The organism is Promicromonospora sp. NPDC023987, from assembly GCF_040639055.1.
Classification (GTDB): Bacteria; Actinomycetota; Actinomycetes; order Actinomycetales; family Cellulomonadaceae; genus Promicromonospora.
This window is the reverse complement of record NZ_JBEZZF010000001.1, coordinates 55158-71454: the sequence shown is the minus strand read 5'-3', so window position 1 is coordinate 71454 and position 16297 is coordinate 55158. Positions and strand designations below refer to the sequence as shown.

Below are 16297 nucleotides of genomic sequence, written 5' to 3'. Positions count from 1 at the left end.
GGGGAGCCCTGCGGCCTTCCCGCTGGGGCGCACTTCTTGTCAGTCACGGTGCGTTCGATCCGACTTGCTCCAGCGCCTTCGTCACGACTGCGGCGGCGTCGAGCCGTACCGACGCAGCGCGCTTGGCGATGTCCTTCGGGACGCCGAGGGCTTGGGGGTTGGCGCGGATGAGCCTGGCGTGCAGGAGGTGGCGGGTGAAGTGCTCGTCGGGGTGTCCGATGACGCCGATGTAGTTGGCACCTGCGTTGACGTTGAGGCAGGTCTCCCCGCCGCAGTTCGGGCACGATGGGGCGTGCTCAGGGGCGATGCCGCCGGTGGTGGGATCGTTAGCTGCTCAGGGCTTGCTCGACGACCGGTCGGGAGTGCCAGACCTGGCGGGTGCAGGGAGTACTCGTACCGTGTGACGCATGACGCGTTTAACAGCCTCAGTGGCGGACTGGGAGCGGCTATACGCTGCCGCCAGGTACCACGCACGAGCCGCCCTTGAACTCCTGGATCAGCCCTGGAACGAGCATGCCGCGCTCGACGTAGCGAACCGCGCCGGAGCGACCATCGAGCTGCTCTCGAAGGCGCTCCTGCTCAACCATGATGAACGGCTTATCGCGGACCCCTCTACTGTTCACCAGCACCTGATGGACGCGATCGTGGAGCGACCCGACGGACGGGCCTCGGAGGGCAAGAAGGCAGTCCGCAAACAGACCGTCGCAGCCGGCGTCGCCGTCGAGCTGGTGCGAAGGCTGGACAGTTCCATCGACGCACGTGCGGACGGTGCGAAGAAGGTGATCGCCGCACGCAATGACGCGGTGCACCTCGCGGTCGCTCTTCACCAGCGGCCGCTCACCGACGTCGTGGTGGCCATGACTGCCTTCGCGGGCGCCGTGATCGACGCTCTGAAACAGTCGCGGGCTGACTTCTGGGGAACTCGTGCGGGCGATGTCGCCCAGCGGATCAGTGACTTCGAGGCGGAAACCTCTGTTGCAGCGAAGGCCGCCGTCGACGCCGCACGTAGGAAGTACGAGGGGCGCCAAAGATCCTTCAGTGATCCCGAGACGTGGGCAAAGGTCTTGGCACTGCTCCTGGCCCGAGAATTGCCGATCACCAGCGAGCTAAAGGCGTCAGTCGACTGCCCTGCGTGCTCTCACACCGCGACGGTTGGCTGGGACGTCGAGGGCGAGGCCGAGGACGATCACGGCGAGCTCACCTACTACGCCTACACGATCCTGGACGGGCTGTGGTGCCCCGTGTGCGAGCTCCAGCTCGACGGCGAGCAGCTCGAGGCCCTGGACCTGGAGGACATGCCAGACGTCTCCGACGTCATGGAAGCCGATGCGGAGGCGTACTGGGAAGACCGACTCAACGAGATCTAGCTACAGAACTATTAGCTGCACGGAAGCGCTGGACACCGGTCATGGGCAGCAGGCTGGACGGCATCTGCCCAGGCCAGCCTGGGGACGCGGGGTCTAGCCTGGCTTCTGCAAAGTGCGACATTCAGCTTGTCCCGCCGACGGGCGCGAAATGCCAGCAGTACCGACCATGCGACGAGCCCGCGCCGTCGGGGTGGCCAGTGATTGACGGAGGCCCAGATCGTTGGACAGGTTCGGGATACTCAACGCGTGAAGCCCAGCAAGCGATGCACCGCGGACGCCGAGATACTCCTTGCGTTCCGCTCCGCATACGTCGACCTCATCAACAGTTCGCGCGCATCAAGCGACGGGCTGTACAGCACCCTGGTGCCGGCCGTTCCGCAGCCGGAGTACCAGATCCTGCGGCGCGACGTCGCTCTCGCCTCCGGGCCTGCTGCCGCCGCCTACTCGCGCTACGGCGGCACCTACACCTTGCGCAACGCCGCCGTCATCCGCCGTGACGTCAACCCGGTCGTGAACTGGGAGATGAGTTTGCGCAGCCCTGAAGAACTCTCCCCAGAGATGGTTGTCAGTTCTGTCGAGGGCGCGATCGGTGCAGCTCGCCAAGAAGCTGCGGAAGCGCAACAGCGTGAACGCGGACTGACCGGACTCGTAGCGGCATTCGTGAGATGGCCGTCGGACCTACGAGAAGCTGTCGGCCCCGACAATCAAGCCCAACGCACCGCTGCTGGCGCGATCGGCGTGCTCGGCCAGATCATCGTCGCGACCCTCGCCACCGCCCTCGGCACCGGTCTCGTCGCTGGTGCCGTTGCCCTCTGGACGGCCTTCTTCTAGCTTCCAACGGTGCGCCTCGTCAGGGAGCATTCCCGAGAGAGCCATCCGGGCACCAGCGCCTTCTCGCTGGTCAAGATGTCGAGATCTCCATGGGGTCCATTTCGGGACGTACCCGAGAGAAGCGCAGGAGGTGCCTGAATGCAGAGCCGTCCCAACCGGTGTCGGCGCTGACCTCGACGACCAGCGGCTCGACCAGTGTCAGATCGACGTCATCCCGCGAAGAGCTGAACCGCCCCAGCGCGGCCGCGGGCAGCCGCTGCGGCCACGGGTGCTCTCCGGCCGGAGAGACAAGCCAGGGCGTCAGGGCTCGTCGAGCGGCCTGCGACAGCGGGCCGGTGCGCCCGACGACGTGGAGCCGCCCGTTGATCGGTAGGCCGGCCACTACCTGCTGCGGGGCTGACCGCGGGCCGATGACCGCGCCACACACGACGTCTACCGACGTGCGCCGTTTGACCTTTACCCACGCACGACGACCGGCCGGGTAGGGCTCGGCCCCGCCCTTGACGACGAGGCCTTCCATGCCCACCGCGGCGTAGGCCTCGAACCACTCAAGCGCGGTCGCGTGGTCGTCGGTGACCGGCGAGAGATTCAGCGGCGGGCGCCACCCGGTGGCCAGCTGCTCCAGAAGCCGACGTCGGTCGTCGAACGCCCAGGGGCGCACGTCCTGCCCGTCGTCGGCGAGCACGTCGAACGCGGCGTAGGACGCGGGGCTCGTGCGAGCCAGCCTGGCCGCTCCACGCGGCCCGCGGCCCATGCGCGTCTGGAGGACGGCGAAGGCCAGACGGCCATCGACCCACGCTACGAGCTCACCGTCGAGCACCGTCCCCGGCCCGAGCTGCCGCTCCGCCGTCCCCGCTATCTCGGGGAACGTCGCCGTCAGGTCCGTGCCACGCCGCGACCACAGCCGCGCCCCGCTCTGGTCGCGGGTAATGACCGTCCGGAAGCCGTCCCACTTCGGCTCGAACCGGCTCCCGCCGGGCAGTGCACCTGCATCAGGTATCTGCTCGACGGCACGGGCCAGTGCCACCTCCACCGGTCCCCCTAGCTCGGCGGGTAGTTCCATCTCAGCCCGGTTTCTCAGGGGGGTCGTTGCCGTGACTGTCCTTCTCGGCAATCGTCCCGTCGCGGTTCCTGACATAGAACTCGACGCCCTCGGCCTCAGCGCGCAGGCGTCCCATCTTCAGAGCGGCTTCCTTCGTGGCATGGTCTGAAAGCGGCTCGTTTTCGCCCTGTCGTCGGACGTGCCACGGCTTGCCCTCGTAGTAGACCTCGATGTCGCCGTCGGCCATGTTCGACCTCCTGGTCACTTCAACCGTCGCTCAGCTTCGTGCGGCGCGCATCATGAGCCGGCCCAGGGCCGCTCAGGCTCCCGGACGAGTAGGCCACACGGGGCCTTGCCGCCGTTGTCCGTGGCACTTTGTACCGTTGGGGCCATGACCACCGGTGCGCCGCAGAGCGCCACCCCCGACGAGAACGACGGCTGGCCGGCCCGTCGACAGCAGGACCCGTCCACAACCTCGCCCAGCAAGGCTGACATCGAGCGGGTCGCGCGGCTGACCGATGCACGGCGCTACAAGATCTGGGCCGACCCGAGCCACTCCGACCACGCGGCGGTTCACGCCTGGGAGGCGCGCAGGAGGGAGCGACGAAAGCAAGTGCTGCCGTTGGCCCCCGCCGCCCGGCCGGTGCGCTTTCCTCGGCAGCACGAGATCCGCGTCGACGAGAACGCTGGCCAGACGGCCAACGCCGTGGCGGTGCGGGCCCGCAGGCTCGAGCGTTTCCAGTGGTGGATGACCTACGTCGTGGGTCCCGTGTGCGGCATCGTCGGTGCCGTCGCTGCGGTCCTCGCAATCGTGATCGCGCTCTGAGCAAGGTCCTGCCGTTCTGACCCGGACGACCCTACCCGGCACGACCACGACCCGAGAGGCACACGGCACGAGGCCGTTTCTGCCCGTCTCGGCTCACCATGTGCTCATCCCGCCCGGCCGGCACACCTCCGCGTGTGCCGGCCGACGTCATCGACGGCGTCGCACGCCCTGGGATTCCGGGGTACTCGTCGCTCGGTGCGCACCCGCTTGGATTATTCGGGTTCGCAGTTTTGCTCGCACGAGCTCGCCCAACTTTCTCGCTCTCGGCGGGCCTCGCTGTCCACGGACACGAAGACGGGTTGCCCGGCGAGCAGCGGTCGGCGCCCTGGCCACATACCTGCTCGTGAACGTCCGGGAGTCGGTGGTGTACTGCACAGATGGAGCGGTGGGTGATCGACGCGCTTCGGTTCCACGTGGTGCGAGCCGCTGTCGGCCCTCAGGCGAACTGCCTCGGCGTCACTACTCTTACGTCGCCGGCCTCTCCGGCTGGGCTACAAAAAGTGGGCGCTCTCCGGTGTGTGCCACCGACTGCCCGGGGGATTACCTGCATCTGAGGAAGATCATCGGGGCGTCGCTCCGGGCGACTACCTCGTCGAGAATATGGACAACCAGGCCGTACCTACTATGACGCCGTTTCAGGTGTGAGAAATCTGTCGCCAACTGCTGATTTGTCCACAGGGGCGGCGGGTGCCCGGTCGTCGACACCGCTCAACCCAAGGCGTAGTGCGGGTTTGGGGCTTCTCTACGCCCTGCCCAGGGTGCGGCTGGGGTGGGCAAGCGGCAACAGCCACCCCTACTTTCCCGGTGAGTCGTCCACACAGTTCGTGGGGTGACCGGGGCGGTGTCGGTCGACCGGGTTATCTTGATTGGTGGCAGGCGAAGTCCCAGGTGAGAGCGACGACTTCGTCCAACCAACCGGTCACTTCCGGTTCTGCCCACCCCGCTCAAGGTCACCTAGACCACTAGAGCAGCGGATGTCGGTGGTTGCGGTTACTGTGACTCGCAAGGCCCCGGCTGGCGGTGACTTCGGTCGCCACTAGCCGGGTAGCACAAAGCCCGAGCGCGCCAACGCCCGGGCCGAGTGCAACAACTCAACAACCGAAGACCGTGCTGTCGAGCCGTCAGTAGTTCTGCTAGGAACTCTGTCACTATCGCACGTCTGAACCGGCCCGGGGAACTGGGCCGGTTCTCCGGTGCTGTGAAGATAATCGCAGCGGCAGACGCACGGTCACCCGATCTCTCCGAAGGAGAAGAACCTAGTGACCGAGGCCCCCGAGATCTACGTATCTCAACTCACCCACTACCTGGCGGCCACGACCGCACGCGCGGCCGACCGGGCCGTCGCGAAGATCCGCACCCAGCTGGCCACCCCGTACGAGTTCTGGAAGGACCCGTACCTGCCGGTGCAGAACCGGCTGCTGCGTGACCGGCGCGGCAGTCGTGACGGCCAGGAGCTGGCCGAGCTTGCCGAGAGCGCCTCGGCGAGCCGGAAGGCCAACTACACCCTGGCCGCCGAGGGGTGGGCCCGGCTCGCTCCGTGGTGGGACGGGCTGCAGCACGAGCGGCTGCATAACCAGCGCGTCCAGGTCGGTGACCTGACCGTCGTCGTGCCCCGGCTGTGCGCCGAACGCCACCCGGGCGGCGAGCTCGAGGTGCTCTACGTCCGGTTCAACAAGGCCGACCTTCCCCTGTACGCGACCTTCGGCGTCATGCGGATCGTGCAGCTGGCCCACCCCGAGGCGACGATCACCTTCGTCGACGTGCGCCGCGGCGCGGTGCACACCTCCAAGGGCCGGGACCTGACCGTCTACGACGCGTGGCTCACGGAGGCAGGCAACGACCTCGCGAAGCTGCTCACCACCGGCCAGGACCAGGCCCACGCCGCGTAGCAGCAACACGTGAGGGAGTGGTGATCTCACTACGGCTGGCCGGCCGTTCCAGGGATCACCGCTCCCTCTCTCGCGCTTGGGTCCGCGTCGCCGGCTACCCGACCGGCTACTCGGACTCGCGTCGACCACGCTCTGGGCGCGCCGCCAGCGGAGTGCTTCCACCCCCACCATTGCGTTGACCAGACCACAAAGCCTAGTAGCGCTATCCTGCCGATATTTAATGGTATAATGGATGTGCAGTAAATGCATTTATTTATCGCTCTAAGGAGGCATTATGAAAGAAGTGAAAGAAATGGGACGGCCGACCATCGGCGACGTTGTGATGGACAGGCTGCACGCCGAGCCGCGCAGCGACGACCCCAGGGTCAACGCCATCGGCCAGTTGCCCCGCAGCGAGGTAGAGGCCATCCTGCGCGACGTCGACCACCCCCTGCACGCGACCGCCGTCGAGCACCGCCGGCTCCTGGACCTGGCACTGCGCCCGATGGTCGAGCGCGTGTCTCAGGCGTTGGAGGGCTTCATGGGGTCGCCGGCGGCCGCAGACATGAAGCGGTCCATGGGGATCGTCCTGAAGTACGCCGCCGCAGTGGTGGGGGCGAACGTCTACACGGTGCTGTCCGATGTCGAGGTGGCCGGGCGCGAGCTGGCGCCCGGCCTCGACATGCTTTGTCAGCGCCTCGCCGCGGACCTGGCGCGGTCCACAAGCCTTGCTCAGCGCAATGCTGCGCTGGCGAAGAAGGTGGCCGCCATGAGGCCGCCGCCGGCTATCCCATCCGCGCGGATCGGGGGCGCGCCGAGCGAGTGCTTCGGGCTCACCCGGCCCGCTCCCGACCTGCTCGCAGGAAGCGACAGCCTGGTCGCCCAGGCGCCCCGGGGCCCGGACACCGCCGCCCGCCCGGCGGCGGCGAACCGGAACGTGCCGGCCGTCGGCGCGGCCACCGCCGCCGGCCAGGCGGAGATGAACCGGCACCTGGCAGCGATCAGGGAGGTTCTCGACGGGCAGCGCGCCGACGGGTCCCGGGGTCGGGCATCCGCGGTCAGGGTGGAAGTCGCCACGTGGTTGGCTCTTCTCGTGGCAGCGGTTTCTCTGTGGTTCGCCTTCCGTGCGCCGGATGAGGTGGAGCAGAGCATCAGCGTCCTCGTCGAGTGGCAGGCTCCCGACCGCCCGCCGAGCCGGACGCCCGCAGATGATTCGCCGCCGCCCCTGGGCGACTGTCTGGACGAGCCGCTCTTTCCAGTGCCATCGAACGTGCCGGAGTGCGTGCCCCGCTCATGGTGTGCTCACTAGCGCACCGACCGGCCCGCTCGAGCCGGAGCGCGGCGGGCTCCTGCGCGACTACTCCAACGTGCGCTGGCTGCAGGAGCGCGGAGTGAAGGTCTGACGCGCTCGAGGTGCTTTACCCGCGGTGGAGCAAGCAGGAACTGCCTCGGCACGCCATGTGCGGCCTGATGCGCATCACGCAGGTCGCCCACCCCGGTGCCGAGGTCACGTTCGTCGACGTGCCCCGGCTCGCGACGCCCAGCTCGCGCGACCACGACCTGACCGGGTACGACGAGTGGCGAATGGTCGCCGGTGACGACCTCGCGCAGCTGCTCGGCGACGCTGAGCGTGAGGCGCGCGTCGCCTAGTCGCAGCACCTGGGGAGTGGTGATCTCATGCCGGCCGATCCTCTGTGTCGCGCAGATCACCACTCCCCTTCGCGTGCTCCGTCCGCGGGGCGTCAGTGGTCGGCCGCATCATGGGACTCAGCGAGATAGCCAGAAAGGGCGCCAGCATGAGCACCAGAGTCGTGGTCACGATCGACACCCAGGCCGCCGCTCGCGGCGAAGAGGAATCCCAGAAGCGTGAGCTGGAGGCCGAGGCCCCGACCTACGAGCAAGCTCGCGACGAGCTGGTCGAACAGATCCCTGAGGGCTGGACGATCGTCGGCGGATTCGGGGTGCCCGACCGGGCCGACACCTACCAGCCGCGGCGCCCCTGACCCAGTAGGCCCTCCCCCGACATCCGTCGAGCGGATTCCGCAGTGTTCACGCATACAATAGAACGTATGTTCGATTCTATTGCGGTTTCGACGGCGTTGGATCGGGCCCGTGCCGCGCTCCAGACGGTGGAGCGTCGCGTCGGGGTCGAGCACCGCGACCAGATCGTCACGCTCGCCCCGGCGGAGCCTTCTCCGCTGATCGAGCTGCTGCCCGACGGCGACCTACCCATCGGCGCAGCGATGACCGTCCGGGACTCGGCGAGCCTGATGGTCTGGCTGCTGGGCGCCGTCCAGCGCGACCGGTGGGTGGCACTGGTCGGCTGGCCCGAGCTCAGCCCGGTCGCGCTGACCGAAGCCGGCGTCGACCTGGAGCACGTCGTCGTCGTGCCCGACGTCCGCGGCCACGCGGCCGCAGTCCTGGCCGCGCTTCTGGACGGCGTCGAGATCGTCGTGGTGGGCCCGCGGACAGCGACGACGGCGAGCGAGCGGCGCCGGCTCCTGGCCCGGGCCCGCCAGCGCGCCACCACGATCCTGTCGCCGGCGCGGTGGGAGGACGCGGCGCTGGTGCTCGCCGTCGAGCAGACCAGTTGGAGCGGCCCCGACCGCGGGAACCACTGGCTGCGCGAGGCCCACCTGGGCGTGGTGCGCCGCTCGCGGGCAGACGGCGCTGGCTCTCGCTTCGACGTCGCCCGGTACGGCACCACCGCACCTACCACGCTCGCTACCCGCGCCGCGGCCCGTCGCCGAGCTGGGTGAAGCGGTCGTGTACGACCTCGAGGGCCTGATCAACAACTGGCCGGCGTCCCGGGTTGGCGGCGTGCCCGTGCGGCCGTCCTACTCCTGGGACCCGGTGGCCGTGCTGGCGCGGCTGTGCTGGCCCGACCGTGCCATCTGGGTACCCGGGCATGCCAACCGATGGAACAAGAACTTCGTGCTGGTCTACGTCACGCCGAACGAGAACGACCGCCGGACCGAAGAAGGCTTATGGCTGCACCGGACTGACGTCGCCCGGGCTGTGCCCGCCGAGCCTTCTCGCGGACCGAAACCTCCCGACGAGCCAATGCCGCGGGCACGCCACCATGCTCGGCGTGGGTAGTCGTAGTCCAGGCGAGGCGGAGCGGCACGTCAACGTCCCCGCCGTACACCTTCTCGTCGCGGTTTTGCCGGATGAGCTGCGCAGGTCACTCCGACGTGTTCGACGGCAGGGCGAGTGGCGTGGTGAGCATCGGTGTGTGGTCCGGGCCGGCTCCGTCTGGGAGTGGCCTCTGCAGGGCGAGGATCTTGGTAATGCGAACTGTCCGCGTGGGCGACTTGGGTTCCCAGACCTCCGGGCGACGGCTTTCGGTTCGGCGGTTGATCCCGGCTCAGTCGGCATCTGTTTCGGTCTGGCGAGCGGTGGCGTGCAGGGTGCCGTGGTCGTGAGCGTCGAGGATCTGCAGCGTGCGTTCGCCAGGCCCCGTGGGTCCGGTTTCGTCGTCGTTGCGGGTCCAGAGCTCGGCAGCGATCTGCTGAGCCTGGTCGGGATGCCCTTCGGCGAGGGTGACGAGGCGGTCGTCGGCGGCGAGCGCTTCGCTGGCAGGGTCGCAGGCGCGCCAGGTTTGGCAGGCGCGGCGTGCTAATGGCAGGTCCTTGTCGAGGATGGCGCGAGTGATGACCAGGTGGGCGACGTCGCCGATGAGGGCGGTGTACTGGTCGGCCAGGCCCTCGTCTCCGGTGGCCCATAGCCAGCGGGGGTCGTCCTTGGGCAAGGTAAACGGGCGCCCGCTGACCAATTCCAGGGCAGCGACCAGGTCGGGCAGGCCGTCGGCACCGCGTTGGATGGCGCGCTGGTACAGGCGGCGGAACAGATGGGCATCGACCAGGGCGCCCTCGATCCGGTGCCGGCGGGGAGGGGCGTCTGCCTTGGGCCTGCCCGGCTTCCCGAGCGGGATAAAGGGCCCCCCGTTTGGCCGGTCTCCGAAGTAGGCGCGCAGTGTGGTGATGCGGAAGCGGGCATCGTTGGCGTACCCGCCGTTGACCAGCTCAATCTGTTCCAGCGTCACGCCCTGGGGGTGCATCGCGATGAACGCCGCCAGAAGGACGAACATCGGCCGACGTTCGGCGACGGCCTTGACAGCTTGATCCACGGACGGCTTTGGATTCGTGATCGTCGGTCCTGCGCCCCACATCGAGACCGGGCCCAGGACCTCGATGCGGGGCCGGGGTGTGTCCTGGTTCCACCAGTCGGCCAGGTCCTGGTCCAAGGTTGCGTCCGTGGTGGCCTGGTCGCGGGCTGGCTCGTCACGGTCACCGTTGGCGGGCTGGGCGGCGGGCTCGGCGACTGCTGGTTGAACGATGGGCGCGAGTCGGGCGAGGTCTTCGGCGGTGTTCGCGGTCTTGGTGAGGTACTCCGCGTCGGCCCCCGGCAGGATCGACCCAGGACCGCCCGGGGTTTCGGGGTCGTCCGGGCGATGCGTGACCTGAATCGCCGGCTTGAGGTCGTCGGCCAATGGTGCTCGTCCGGCGATGGCGTCGGCAAGCGGGTTGGCGACATCTGCCGTATCTCGCGTGAGCTCGACCAGACGACCGCAGTCCGCCAGTTCCTCGGCGCTCATCGCGACAGGCACGAGGTCCAGGGCCAGTCCCGCTTCCGGCACCTCAACCCGGAGCCGCCCGTCCTGGATCGCCAGGACGATGTCGTCAGGTCGCGGCGCGACGCCGAGTGTGACGATGACGGTGCTGGGCCGGCCCGGGTGGGCATGGATCGCCGCGCTGAGGGCGCTTAGCTCCTCATTTGCTGTGGTGGTTACGACGGCGTGGAACCACTCGTGGTCCTCGCCCTCGGGCGCCTCGTCGGCACTGTGGCGCACGTAGGTGGTGATCGGGCCGAGGAACCCGGTGTCCTCGTGCTCCTCGACGCGGTACTGCGACAACCCTGCGGCGCCCTTCCCGACGCCAACGGTGTGAGTGGTGAGGTTGACCGTCCAGGGGTTCACGGCGAGCTCGGCGACCACGTGCCGGCCGAACGCGACCACGTCCTCGCTCTGACCGGTCACGGCGACGGTCCGCAGATTTTCGAGGTCGAGCAGCCAGACGTGGCCGGCCTGGTCGGTACCGATGGTGACCAGCACCGGGTAGGGCACCAGATCTCGGCACTCGTCCGGAGCCGCAGCCAAGGGTGCCGTCCACCGTGTGGCGTCCCCGGACCACGGCTCAGGCAGAGTGGCGGGTGCCGCCAGATGCAACACCGCCTGGTCGTCAGCAAGCTCGACGGCGGCGAGCTGGGGGCGTGGATCCCCGGAAGTCAGATGTGGACCGGCAAGGGCGCGCAGGAGACGGTCCAGGCGCTGCACATCCGCCGTACGGTCGCCGCCGACGAACCTCGCGGTCGCGATGACAGGCACCAGGTCGCGCGGGGTCTGCGCAACCATCCGACCTGGTCGACGCAGACGCGCCTGCCGGCTGCGTGCGCGCGTCAATGTCATATGCAGGCCTGCGGCCAGGAGTGCGCCGCCGGCCGCGACACCAGGCAACAACCACGCTGGCGCGTCCTGGTTAGTTTCCTGCGACGGCACATCCGCCTGGCCTGCACCGTCCCCGTTCGGCTCGATGAAACTCTGTACTTTGTCCTGCGGTGACAGGGTGGTCCACGGAGAGTCCGGACGCACACCGGTGGACCCGGGCATCGTGGCGTCGCCCTCGACACGATCAGTGGGTTCGTCCCCTGAGCCAGAAGCGGGCGCCAGATCGTTCGGTGGCTCCGAAGACGGCTGTGGCTCCGTCGCGTGCGAGCTTTCGGCGGCCTCCTGGTGCGCAGCGAAGTCAGCCCCGGGCTGCTGTGCAGGATGGGGCAGCGTGAGGATCCAGCCGGGCTTGATGTGGTCCGGGTCGAGCAGCCGGCCCCCGCCGGGCTGCTCCGTGTCCTTGGACGCCTGAGCGACAGCGCGGTACTTCGCCGGATCCCCGTAGTGCTCCTGCGCGATACCCGTCAGCGTCTCGCCCGGCCGCACCGTATGCGTCGTGTCGTCAGCGACCTCGGCCTGATCGCCGCGTGTGTCTGGTTCGGGTGCCGGAAGCATGATCGTGGCCCCTGCTGGCAGGAGCCCAGGGTTGGGTCCGAGGGCGTCCCGGTTCAGGGCGTAGATCTCCGTGTAGCGGCGCCCATCACCCAGCCGTGACTCGGCCAGACCCCACAGGGTGTCGCCGCGCCGCACGACGTACGGCACGGCCCGCGGCCCCGAACCCGCCGCTGCCGGGTCCTCGGCCTGCCGTTCGTCGCGCAGCGTTTCCGCCGGCGCCTGCGCTCCGGCCCGCATGTCCGTGGTCCGCTCGACCGCGCGATCGTCAGCGGGCCCAAAGGAAGCGTCCGGGGCATAGGGGGCGCTGACCGCCACCGAGGGCGCGGCCAGAGCCGGGGTCAGAGGCAGCGACACGAACAGCACAGACGCTGTCGCAATCGCCCGACCCACCACCCCCACAGGCAACGGTGCCAGGTGCGGGCGGCGCAGACGCCGTGACTGCCGCGCGACCTCGACCAGCACCTTCCACGTCAGCCACGCCCACACGAGCCACGCCGCGGCGTACCCGAGCAGCAACAGCACGCGGGAGACATCGCCCCCGAGCAGCACGATGCGTGCGGTGTCCAGATCGAGCCAAGCTGGCAGCACCAACGGCTGTACCACCAAGAGCCCGGCAGGAAGCCCGATGACGAGGGCCAGGATGCCAAGGAGCGCGGCCAGGCCGCGCAGCCGGTCTGTGGCGGTGACACGGGAACTATGCCCGGCTGGGTAGGGCGTGGTGTGTGGGGCTTGGGCCCTGATAGCGCGATTCATTGTTCTGCTCCTCCCACGACACGGATCAGTCGAGCCGAGGCCGTGACCTCGACAGGGAACGGACCCAGACCAATCCGGCCCAACACCTGAGGCGTATACGTGTCGTGCACGGTGACGCGAACCTGGTCGCCCTCCACCCAGGCGGTGCCGGGCATGTCTGACTCGGCAAGGAAGGCGCTTGCGGCGTCGACAGCTGCGGCTGAGTCGACCGCGAAGTCGCCGCCGGCGAGCACGCTTGCCGCGTCGAGCTGCTGCCCGCCGGTCCGGGCTGCTTGGGCCGCCACGGTGTAGGCGCGCTGTTGGGCGTGTAGCTGGGAGCCGAGGTCCAGGACGACGCCCACGATCAGGATCAAGCCGATGCAGGCCGTGACCATCCACACCGACACCGACCCCGTTTGCTCACCGGCCTGGTCGCGGAGCGCACGGCGGTCTGGCGTGGCCGGGTATGCATGCTGCTCGGTGCTGGTCATGAGGTCGACCTCCACGAGTCCACCGGCGACGTCGCTGTCCTGGTCACGGTGTGAGTGACCGGTCCGAGGGTGAGGTCGGCGAGGTTGACCTCGCACGACACCGTGACGGTGATCTGTGACGGCTCGCCCGGCGTCTGTGAGTAGCGAGAGGTGTCCACGCGCGTGCTGGTCGAGACACACCGCAGGTCTTGGTTGGACAGGCTGGCTGCTGCGGCCTCTTGGGCGCGAATGGGGGCGAGTGCGATGTCGCGGGTGATGGAGGCGGTGCGGGCAGCGTCGTAGGCGGCGGTCTCGACCACTTGTCGTGCCGTGACCACGCGGCCGGCTAGGAGGATCAGGGCCAGCAGCAGCCCGAAACCGACCACGTTCACGGCCATCTCGAGCGATACAGAGCCGGCCTCGACGTTCTGCGTGCGGGATCGGACGGCATCAGTGCGGTTCTTGGTAGCGGGCGTGGCCTCGATGTGGTTCATGGCGTCACGCTTCCCGTGATGGTCTCCGCGGGTACCGAGGCAACCGCGGAGACCTCGGGCTCGAACCCCGGGACGATGGAGTACGACTGCGCCGAGATCTGGACGCTCACGGTCGTGGCGTCCCGGGTCGCGTTGACCGTCCATCCGGTCAGTGCACTGTCGCCGACCTGGTCGAGGAACGAGGTCGCCGTCGCCGCGCCATCGGGACCTGTGCCGAATTCGGCTGCGGCGGCGAACGCGCCCTGGTTGGCGGCGGCGATCACGACCTGTCGGGCGTGGTAGGTCAGCCCGGCCTGCACACAGATGAAGAACAGGCCGAGCAGAGCGGGCATGGCGACGACCATCTCCAGCGTGAGCGAACCCCGCTCGTCGCGCGGGTGGCGCCCGGGCACCTTTCGTTCGCTCGCAGGCGGGCCAGCCGGAGGCCGTGAGGGTGTCATGGTCAGGGGTTCGGGCTGATGATCTTTGCCGACTCGGACTCGGCGTACTGGGTCACTACGGCGATGACGATCCCGGCAACGACGAGCACACCGACGGCCAACGAGACGAACTCCAGCGTGATCCCACCTGCTTCCCGGTCGGTCTCGGTGCGCTCGCGACGGGTCGGGTCGGTGAGCCGGTCGAAGAGGATGGTCTGGGCTACCTGGAGGGTGACGTAGAGGTGAAGCATGGGGGTGGTCCTTCCGTCGGTCCGGCGACGTCCGCCGCCGGGTCTGGGGTACTGATGGGCAGGTCCCTCCCGTCTGATCCGAGTCTTTGTGCGTGCAGGGTGTGGTGGTCAGGTGTTCTGGAAGATCCGCAGGACGGCGGGTGCCATCAGTAGTGCGAGGAAGATGACGCCGAGCAAGGATCGGGGCACGTCCATGCGCTCGTTGGCAGCGTTGGCGGTGGCCAGGTCGTCGGTGACCAGTGCCGCGCGCAGTGCCGTGCGCTGGGCCTGCAGGCTGGCTGCGACGGCGGTGCCCTCTTCGCCAGCCAGGCGTAGGACGTGGGCGACGTTCGTCAGTTCCGGCACGGTCAGCTCGTGGCCGAGGTCTTCTAGTGCGTCCCACGGAGACTGCCCGGAGGTGCGTGACTGGGTCAGTTCTTGGCTGATCCTCGTCCAGATCCAGTGGTCTCCGGCGGCAGCGGCGTGTTCCATGGCTTGACGCACGCCGGACCCGCCGGCGCGTTCGAAGGCGACGGCCTCGACGTAGGTGGCGATTTCGCGCCGCAGCTCGACGCGCATCTTCTTCGCGTCGTCGATCGCGTTGTAGTTCGGGATGAAGAACATCACCAGAGCCAGAACGAACGCTCCTGCGACGGAGACCACCGTCGGCAGCTCTAGGCCGAGCAGGCTCAGCACCCAGACCGCCAGTGGTGCGATGACCAGCCCGTAGGCAGCGAACACGAGCCGCTCACCGTAGAACCGGGTCAGTGATCGGCCCAGCAGGCTGAGCTCGCTGACCGGGGTGCGCAGCCACACCGTGTCGGGTAGGTTCCGCATCGCCCAGGTGCCCAGGCGTTCGACACCGTCCTGCGGCGCTGCTTGGACTCGGGACTGGGCCATGGAGCGTGACGGCGCGAGCGCGGTCAGGGCCTTGGCGGGGTCGACTCGCGTGGGCGCGAGGAGGTAGATGCCCAGCAACGTCGCACCCAGGGCAACGAGGCTACCGGCGATCACTGCTCCCACCAGGCCGGTCATGACGCGCCTCCCCACGCAGTGGCCGGCGCGGACGGGACAGCAGAACCGAGAGCGGTTCCGCGCACGCGCCGGTCCCGCTCCGCGCGTGCCTGCACACCCAGGCTGCGGGCCGGGGGCTTGCCGCGGGCGATCCTGTCCAGCCAGACCAGCGTCCCGAGGTAGGCACCGATCAGCACCGCAAGGACGATCTGGCCCAGGACAGTGGTGTACGGGGCGGCGTACTCACCGCTGAACGCGAGCACGACCAGGACCCCGACGAATAAGGCGGTGACCCAGCGAGCGGTCGCCCGGGACTTGGCGCGGTCTGCCGCCACCTGACGCCGGGAGCGGACGTCGGCCGCGGCGGAGTCGGCCACTGCTTCCAGCATCGTGGCCAGACCGGTCCCGCGGCGACGTGCCGCGAGCGAGAGCTCGATGGCGATCAGGTCGCCGGTGGGGTCGTGCAGGTCCTCGGCGAACGCCCGGATCGCTGTCTCGGTGTCCCACCGTGCGTCGAGACGGTGGACGAGCTGCTCGACCGGGTCCTTGATCGGTGTCGGCGCCGATCGTGCCGAGTCGCGCAGGGCTTGCTCGAGGCCGATCCCGACGGTGATCACGCCGGCGAGCGAACGACACCACTCGGCCATCGCATCCAGCCGGGCGATCTGGTTCGTCTCGGCCCGGTTGGACAGCAGGGTCGGCAGGCCAATCACGGCGGCGGGGATCCCGACCAGCGCGAGCAGCATCCCGGTGACTACCCACACGACGATCCCGCCGACCAGTCCTGCTCCGACCAGCATCCATCGGCGGCGCGAGACGCCGGCCAGGCGGCTTCGGCGCCAGGCGTCCATGCTGGGCAGGAGGGGCCAGGCTCGCCACCACGCGACCAGCAGGAAAACGCCGAGCCCGAACACGGCGCCGGCCAGGATTGCAAGCCACATGG

At 68.7% G+C, this 16297-nt stretch carries 18 protein-coding genes and 1 pseudogene; 9 read left to right on the top strand and 10 right to left on the bottom strand.

The window, feature by feature from the left end; genetic code table 11:
• The first annotated feature begins 407 nt into the window (after positions 1 to 407).
• Entirely contained in the window at positions 408 to 1367 is a 960-nt protein-coding gene (locus tag AB0F40_RS00335; RefSeq protein ID WP_357462362.1) for a hypothetical protein, read from the top strand.
• 246 nt (positions 1368 to 1613) lie between these two features.
• Positions 1614 to 2198: a hypothetical protein gene (locus AB0F40_RS00330; protein ID WP_357462360.1), complete on the top strand. Its 585-nt coding sequence runs from the start codon at positions 1614 to 1616 to the stop codon at positions 2196 to 2198.
• Between the two features lie 70 nt (positions 2199 to 2268).
• Here AB0F40_RS00330 and AB0F40_RS00325 read toward each other — a convergent pair whose 3' ends face one another.
• Both AB0F40_RS00325 and AB0F40_RS00320 read right to left on the bottom strand, forming a co-directional pair.
• Complete coding sequence (locus tag AB0F40_RS00325; protein ID WP_357462357.1) at positions 2269 to 3261, bottom strand: ATP-dependent DNA ligase; 993 nt, start codon at positions 3259 to 3261, stop codon at positions 2269 to 2271.
• Between the two features lies 1 nt (position 3262).
• Positions 3263 to 3487 (bottom strand): DUF2188 domain-containing protein, encoded by a 225-nt coding sequence (locus tag AB0F40_RS00320; protein ID WP_357462354.1) that lies wholly within the window; start codon positions 3485 to 3487, stop codon positions 3263 to 3265.
• Positions 3488 to 3631: 144 nt separating this feature from the next.
• Here AB0F40_RS00320 and AB0F40_RS00315 point away from each other — a divergent pair, with 144 nt between their 5' ends.
• The 7 genes from AB0F40_RS00315 to AB0F40_RS00285 all read left to right on the top strand — a co-directional run bounded on the left by AB0F40_RS00315 (position 3632) and on the right by AB0F40_RS00285 (position 9033).
• Positions 3632 to 4066, top strand: a complete 435-nt coding sequence (locus tag AB0F40_RS00315; RefSeq protein ID WP_357462352.1) for a hypothetical protein — start codon at positions 3632 to 3634, stop codon at positions 4064 to 4066.
• Between the two features lie 1259 nt (positions 4067 to 5325).
• A complete protein-coding gene (locus AB0F40_RS00310) occupies positions 5326 to 5955 on the top strand; it encodes a hypothetical protein (protein ID WP_357462349.1) in 630 nt (209 codons plus the stop codon).
• A gap of 292 nt (positions 5956 to 6247) precedes the next feature.
• A complete protein-coding gene (locus tag AB0F40_RS00305) occupies positions 6248 to 7243 on the top strand; it encodes a hypothetical protein (protein ID WP_357462346.1) in 996 nt (331 codons plus the stop codon).
• A 161-nt stretch (positions 7244 to 7404) separates the two neighbouring features.
• Positions 7405 to 7584 (top strand): hypothetical protein, encoded by a 180-nt coding sequence (locus tag AB0F40_RS00300; RefSeq protein WP_357462343.1) that lies wholly within the window; start codon positions 7405 to 7407, stop codon positions 7582 to 7584.
• A 146-nt stretch (positions 7585 to 7730) separates the two neighbouring features.
• Positions 7731 to 7937, top strand: a complete 207-nt coding sequence (locus tag AB0F40_RS00295; protein WP_357462341.1) for a hypothetical protein — start codon at positions 7731 to 7733, stop codon at positions 7935 to 7937.
• Between the two features lie 66 nt (positions 7938 to 8003).
• The gene (locus AB0F40_RS00290) at positions 8004 to 8693 is read left to right on the top strand and encodes a hypothetical protein (RefSeq protein ID WP_357462339.1); all 690 of its coding nucleotides are present in this window, start codon (positions 8004 to 8006) and stop codon (positions 8691 to 8693) included.
• 7 nt (positions 8694 to 8700) lie between these two features.
• Complete coding sequence (locus tag AB0F40_RS00285) at positions 8701 to 9033, top strand: hypothetical protein (RefSeq protein ID WP_357462336.1); 333 nt, start codon at positions 8701 to 8703, stop codon at positions 9031 to 9033.
• Positions 9034 to 9301: 268 nt separating this feature from the next.
• Here AB0F40_RS00285 and AB0F40_RS00280 read toward each other — a convergent pair whose 3' ends face one another.
• The 8 genes and pseudogenes from AB0F40_RS00280 to AB0F40_RS00245 form a co-directional block, all read right to left on the bottom strand.
• Positions 9302 to 11995, bottom strand: coding sequence for a hypothetical protein (locus AB0F40_RS00280; RefSeq protein WP_357463001.1), 2694 nt, complete (start codon positions 11993 to 11995; stop codon positions 9302 to 9304).
• Between the two features lie 54 nt (positions 11996 to 12049).
• A pseudogene (locus AB0F40_RS00275) lies at positions 12050 to 12232 on the bottom strand (hypothetical protein); the annotation flags it as partial.
• 512 nt (positions 12233 to 12744) lie between these two features.
• Positions 12745 to 13218 (bottom strand): pilus assembly protein TadG-related protein, encoded by a 474-nt coding sequence (locus AB0F40_RS00270; protein ID WP_357462333.1) that lies wholly within the window; start codon positions 13216 to 13218, stop codon positions 12745 to 12747.
• Positions 13215 to 13691, bottom strand: coding sequence for a pilus assembly protein (locus AB0F40_RS00265; RefSeq protein WP_357462331.1), 477 nt, complete (start codon positions 13689 to 13691; stop codon positions 13215 to 13217). The genes AB0F40_RS00270 and AB0F40_RS00265 overlap by 4 nt, the downstream gene beginning before the upstream one ends.
• Positions 13688 to 14083 (bottom strand): TadE family protein, encoded by a 396-nt coding sequence (locus AB0F40_RS00260; RefSeq protein ID WP_357462329.1) that lies wholly within the window; start codon positions 14081 to 14083, stop codon positions 13688 to 13690. The genes AB0F40_RS00265 and AB0F40_RS00260 overlap by 4 nt, the downstream gene beginning before the upstream one ends.
• A 50-nt stretch (positions 14084 to 14133) precedes the next feature.
• Entirely contained in the window at positions 14134 to 14361 is a 228-nt protein-coding gene (locus tag AB0F40_RS00255; RefSeq protein ID WP_357462327.1) for a hypothetical protein, read from the bottom strand.
• Positions 14362 to 14469: 108 nt separating this feature from the next.
• A complete protein-coding gene (locus tag AB0F40_RS00250; protein WP_357462325.1) occupies positions 14470 to 15375 on the bottom strand; it encodes a hypothetical protein in 906 nt (301 codons plus the stop codon).
• Positions 15372 to 16295 (bottom strand): type II secretion system F family protein, encoded by a 924-nt coding sequence (locus AB0F40_RS00245; RefSeq protein ID WP_357462323.1) that lies wholly within the window; start codon positions 16293 to 16295, stop codon positions 15372 to 15374. The genes AB0F40_RS00250 and AB0F40_RS00245 overlap by 4 nt, the downstream gene beginning before the upstream one ends.
• Positions 16296 to 16297: the final 2 nt, after the last annotated feature.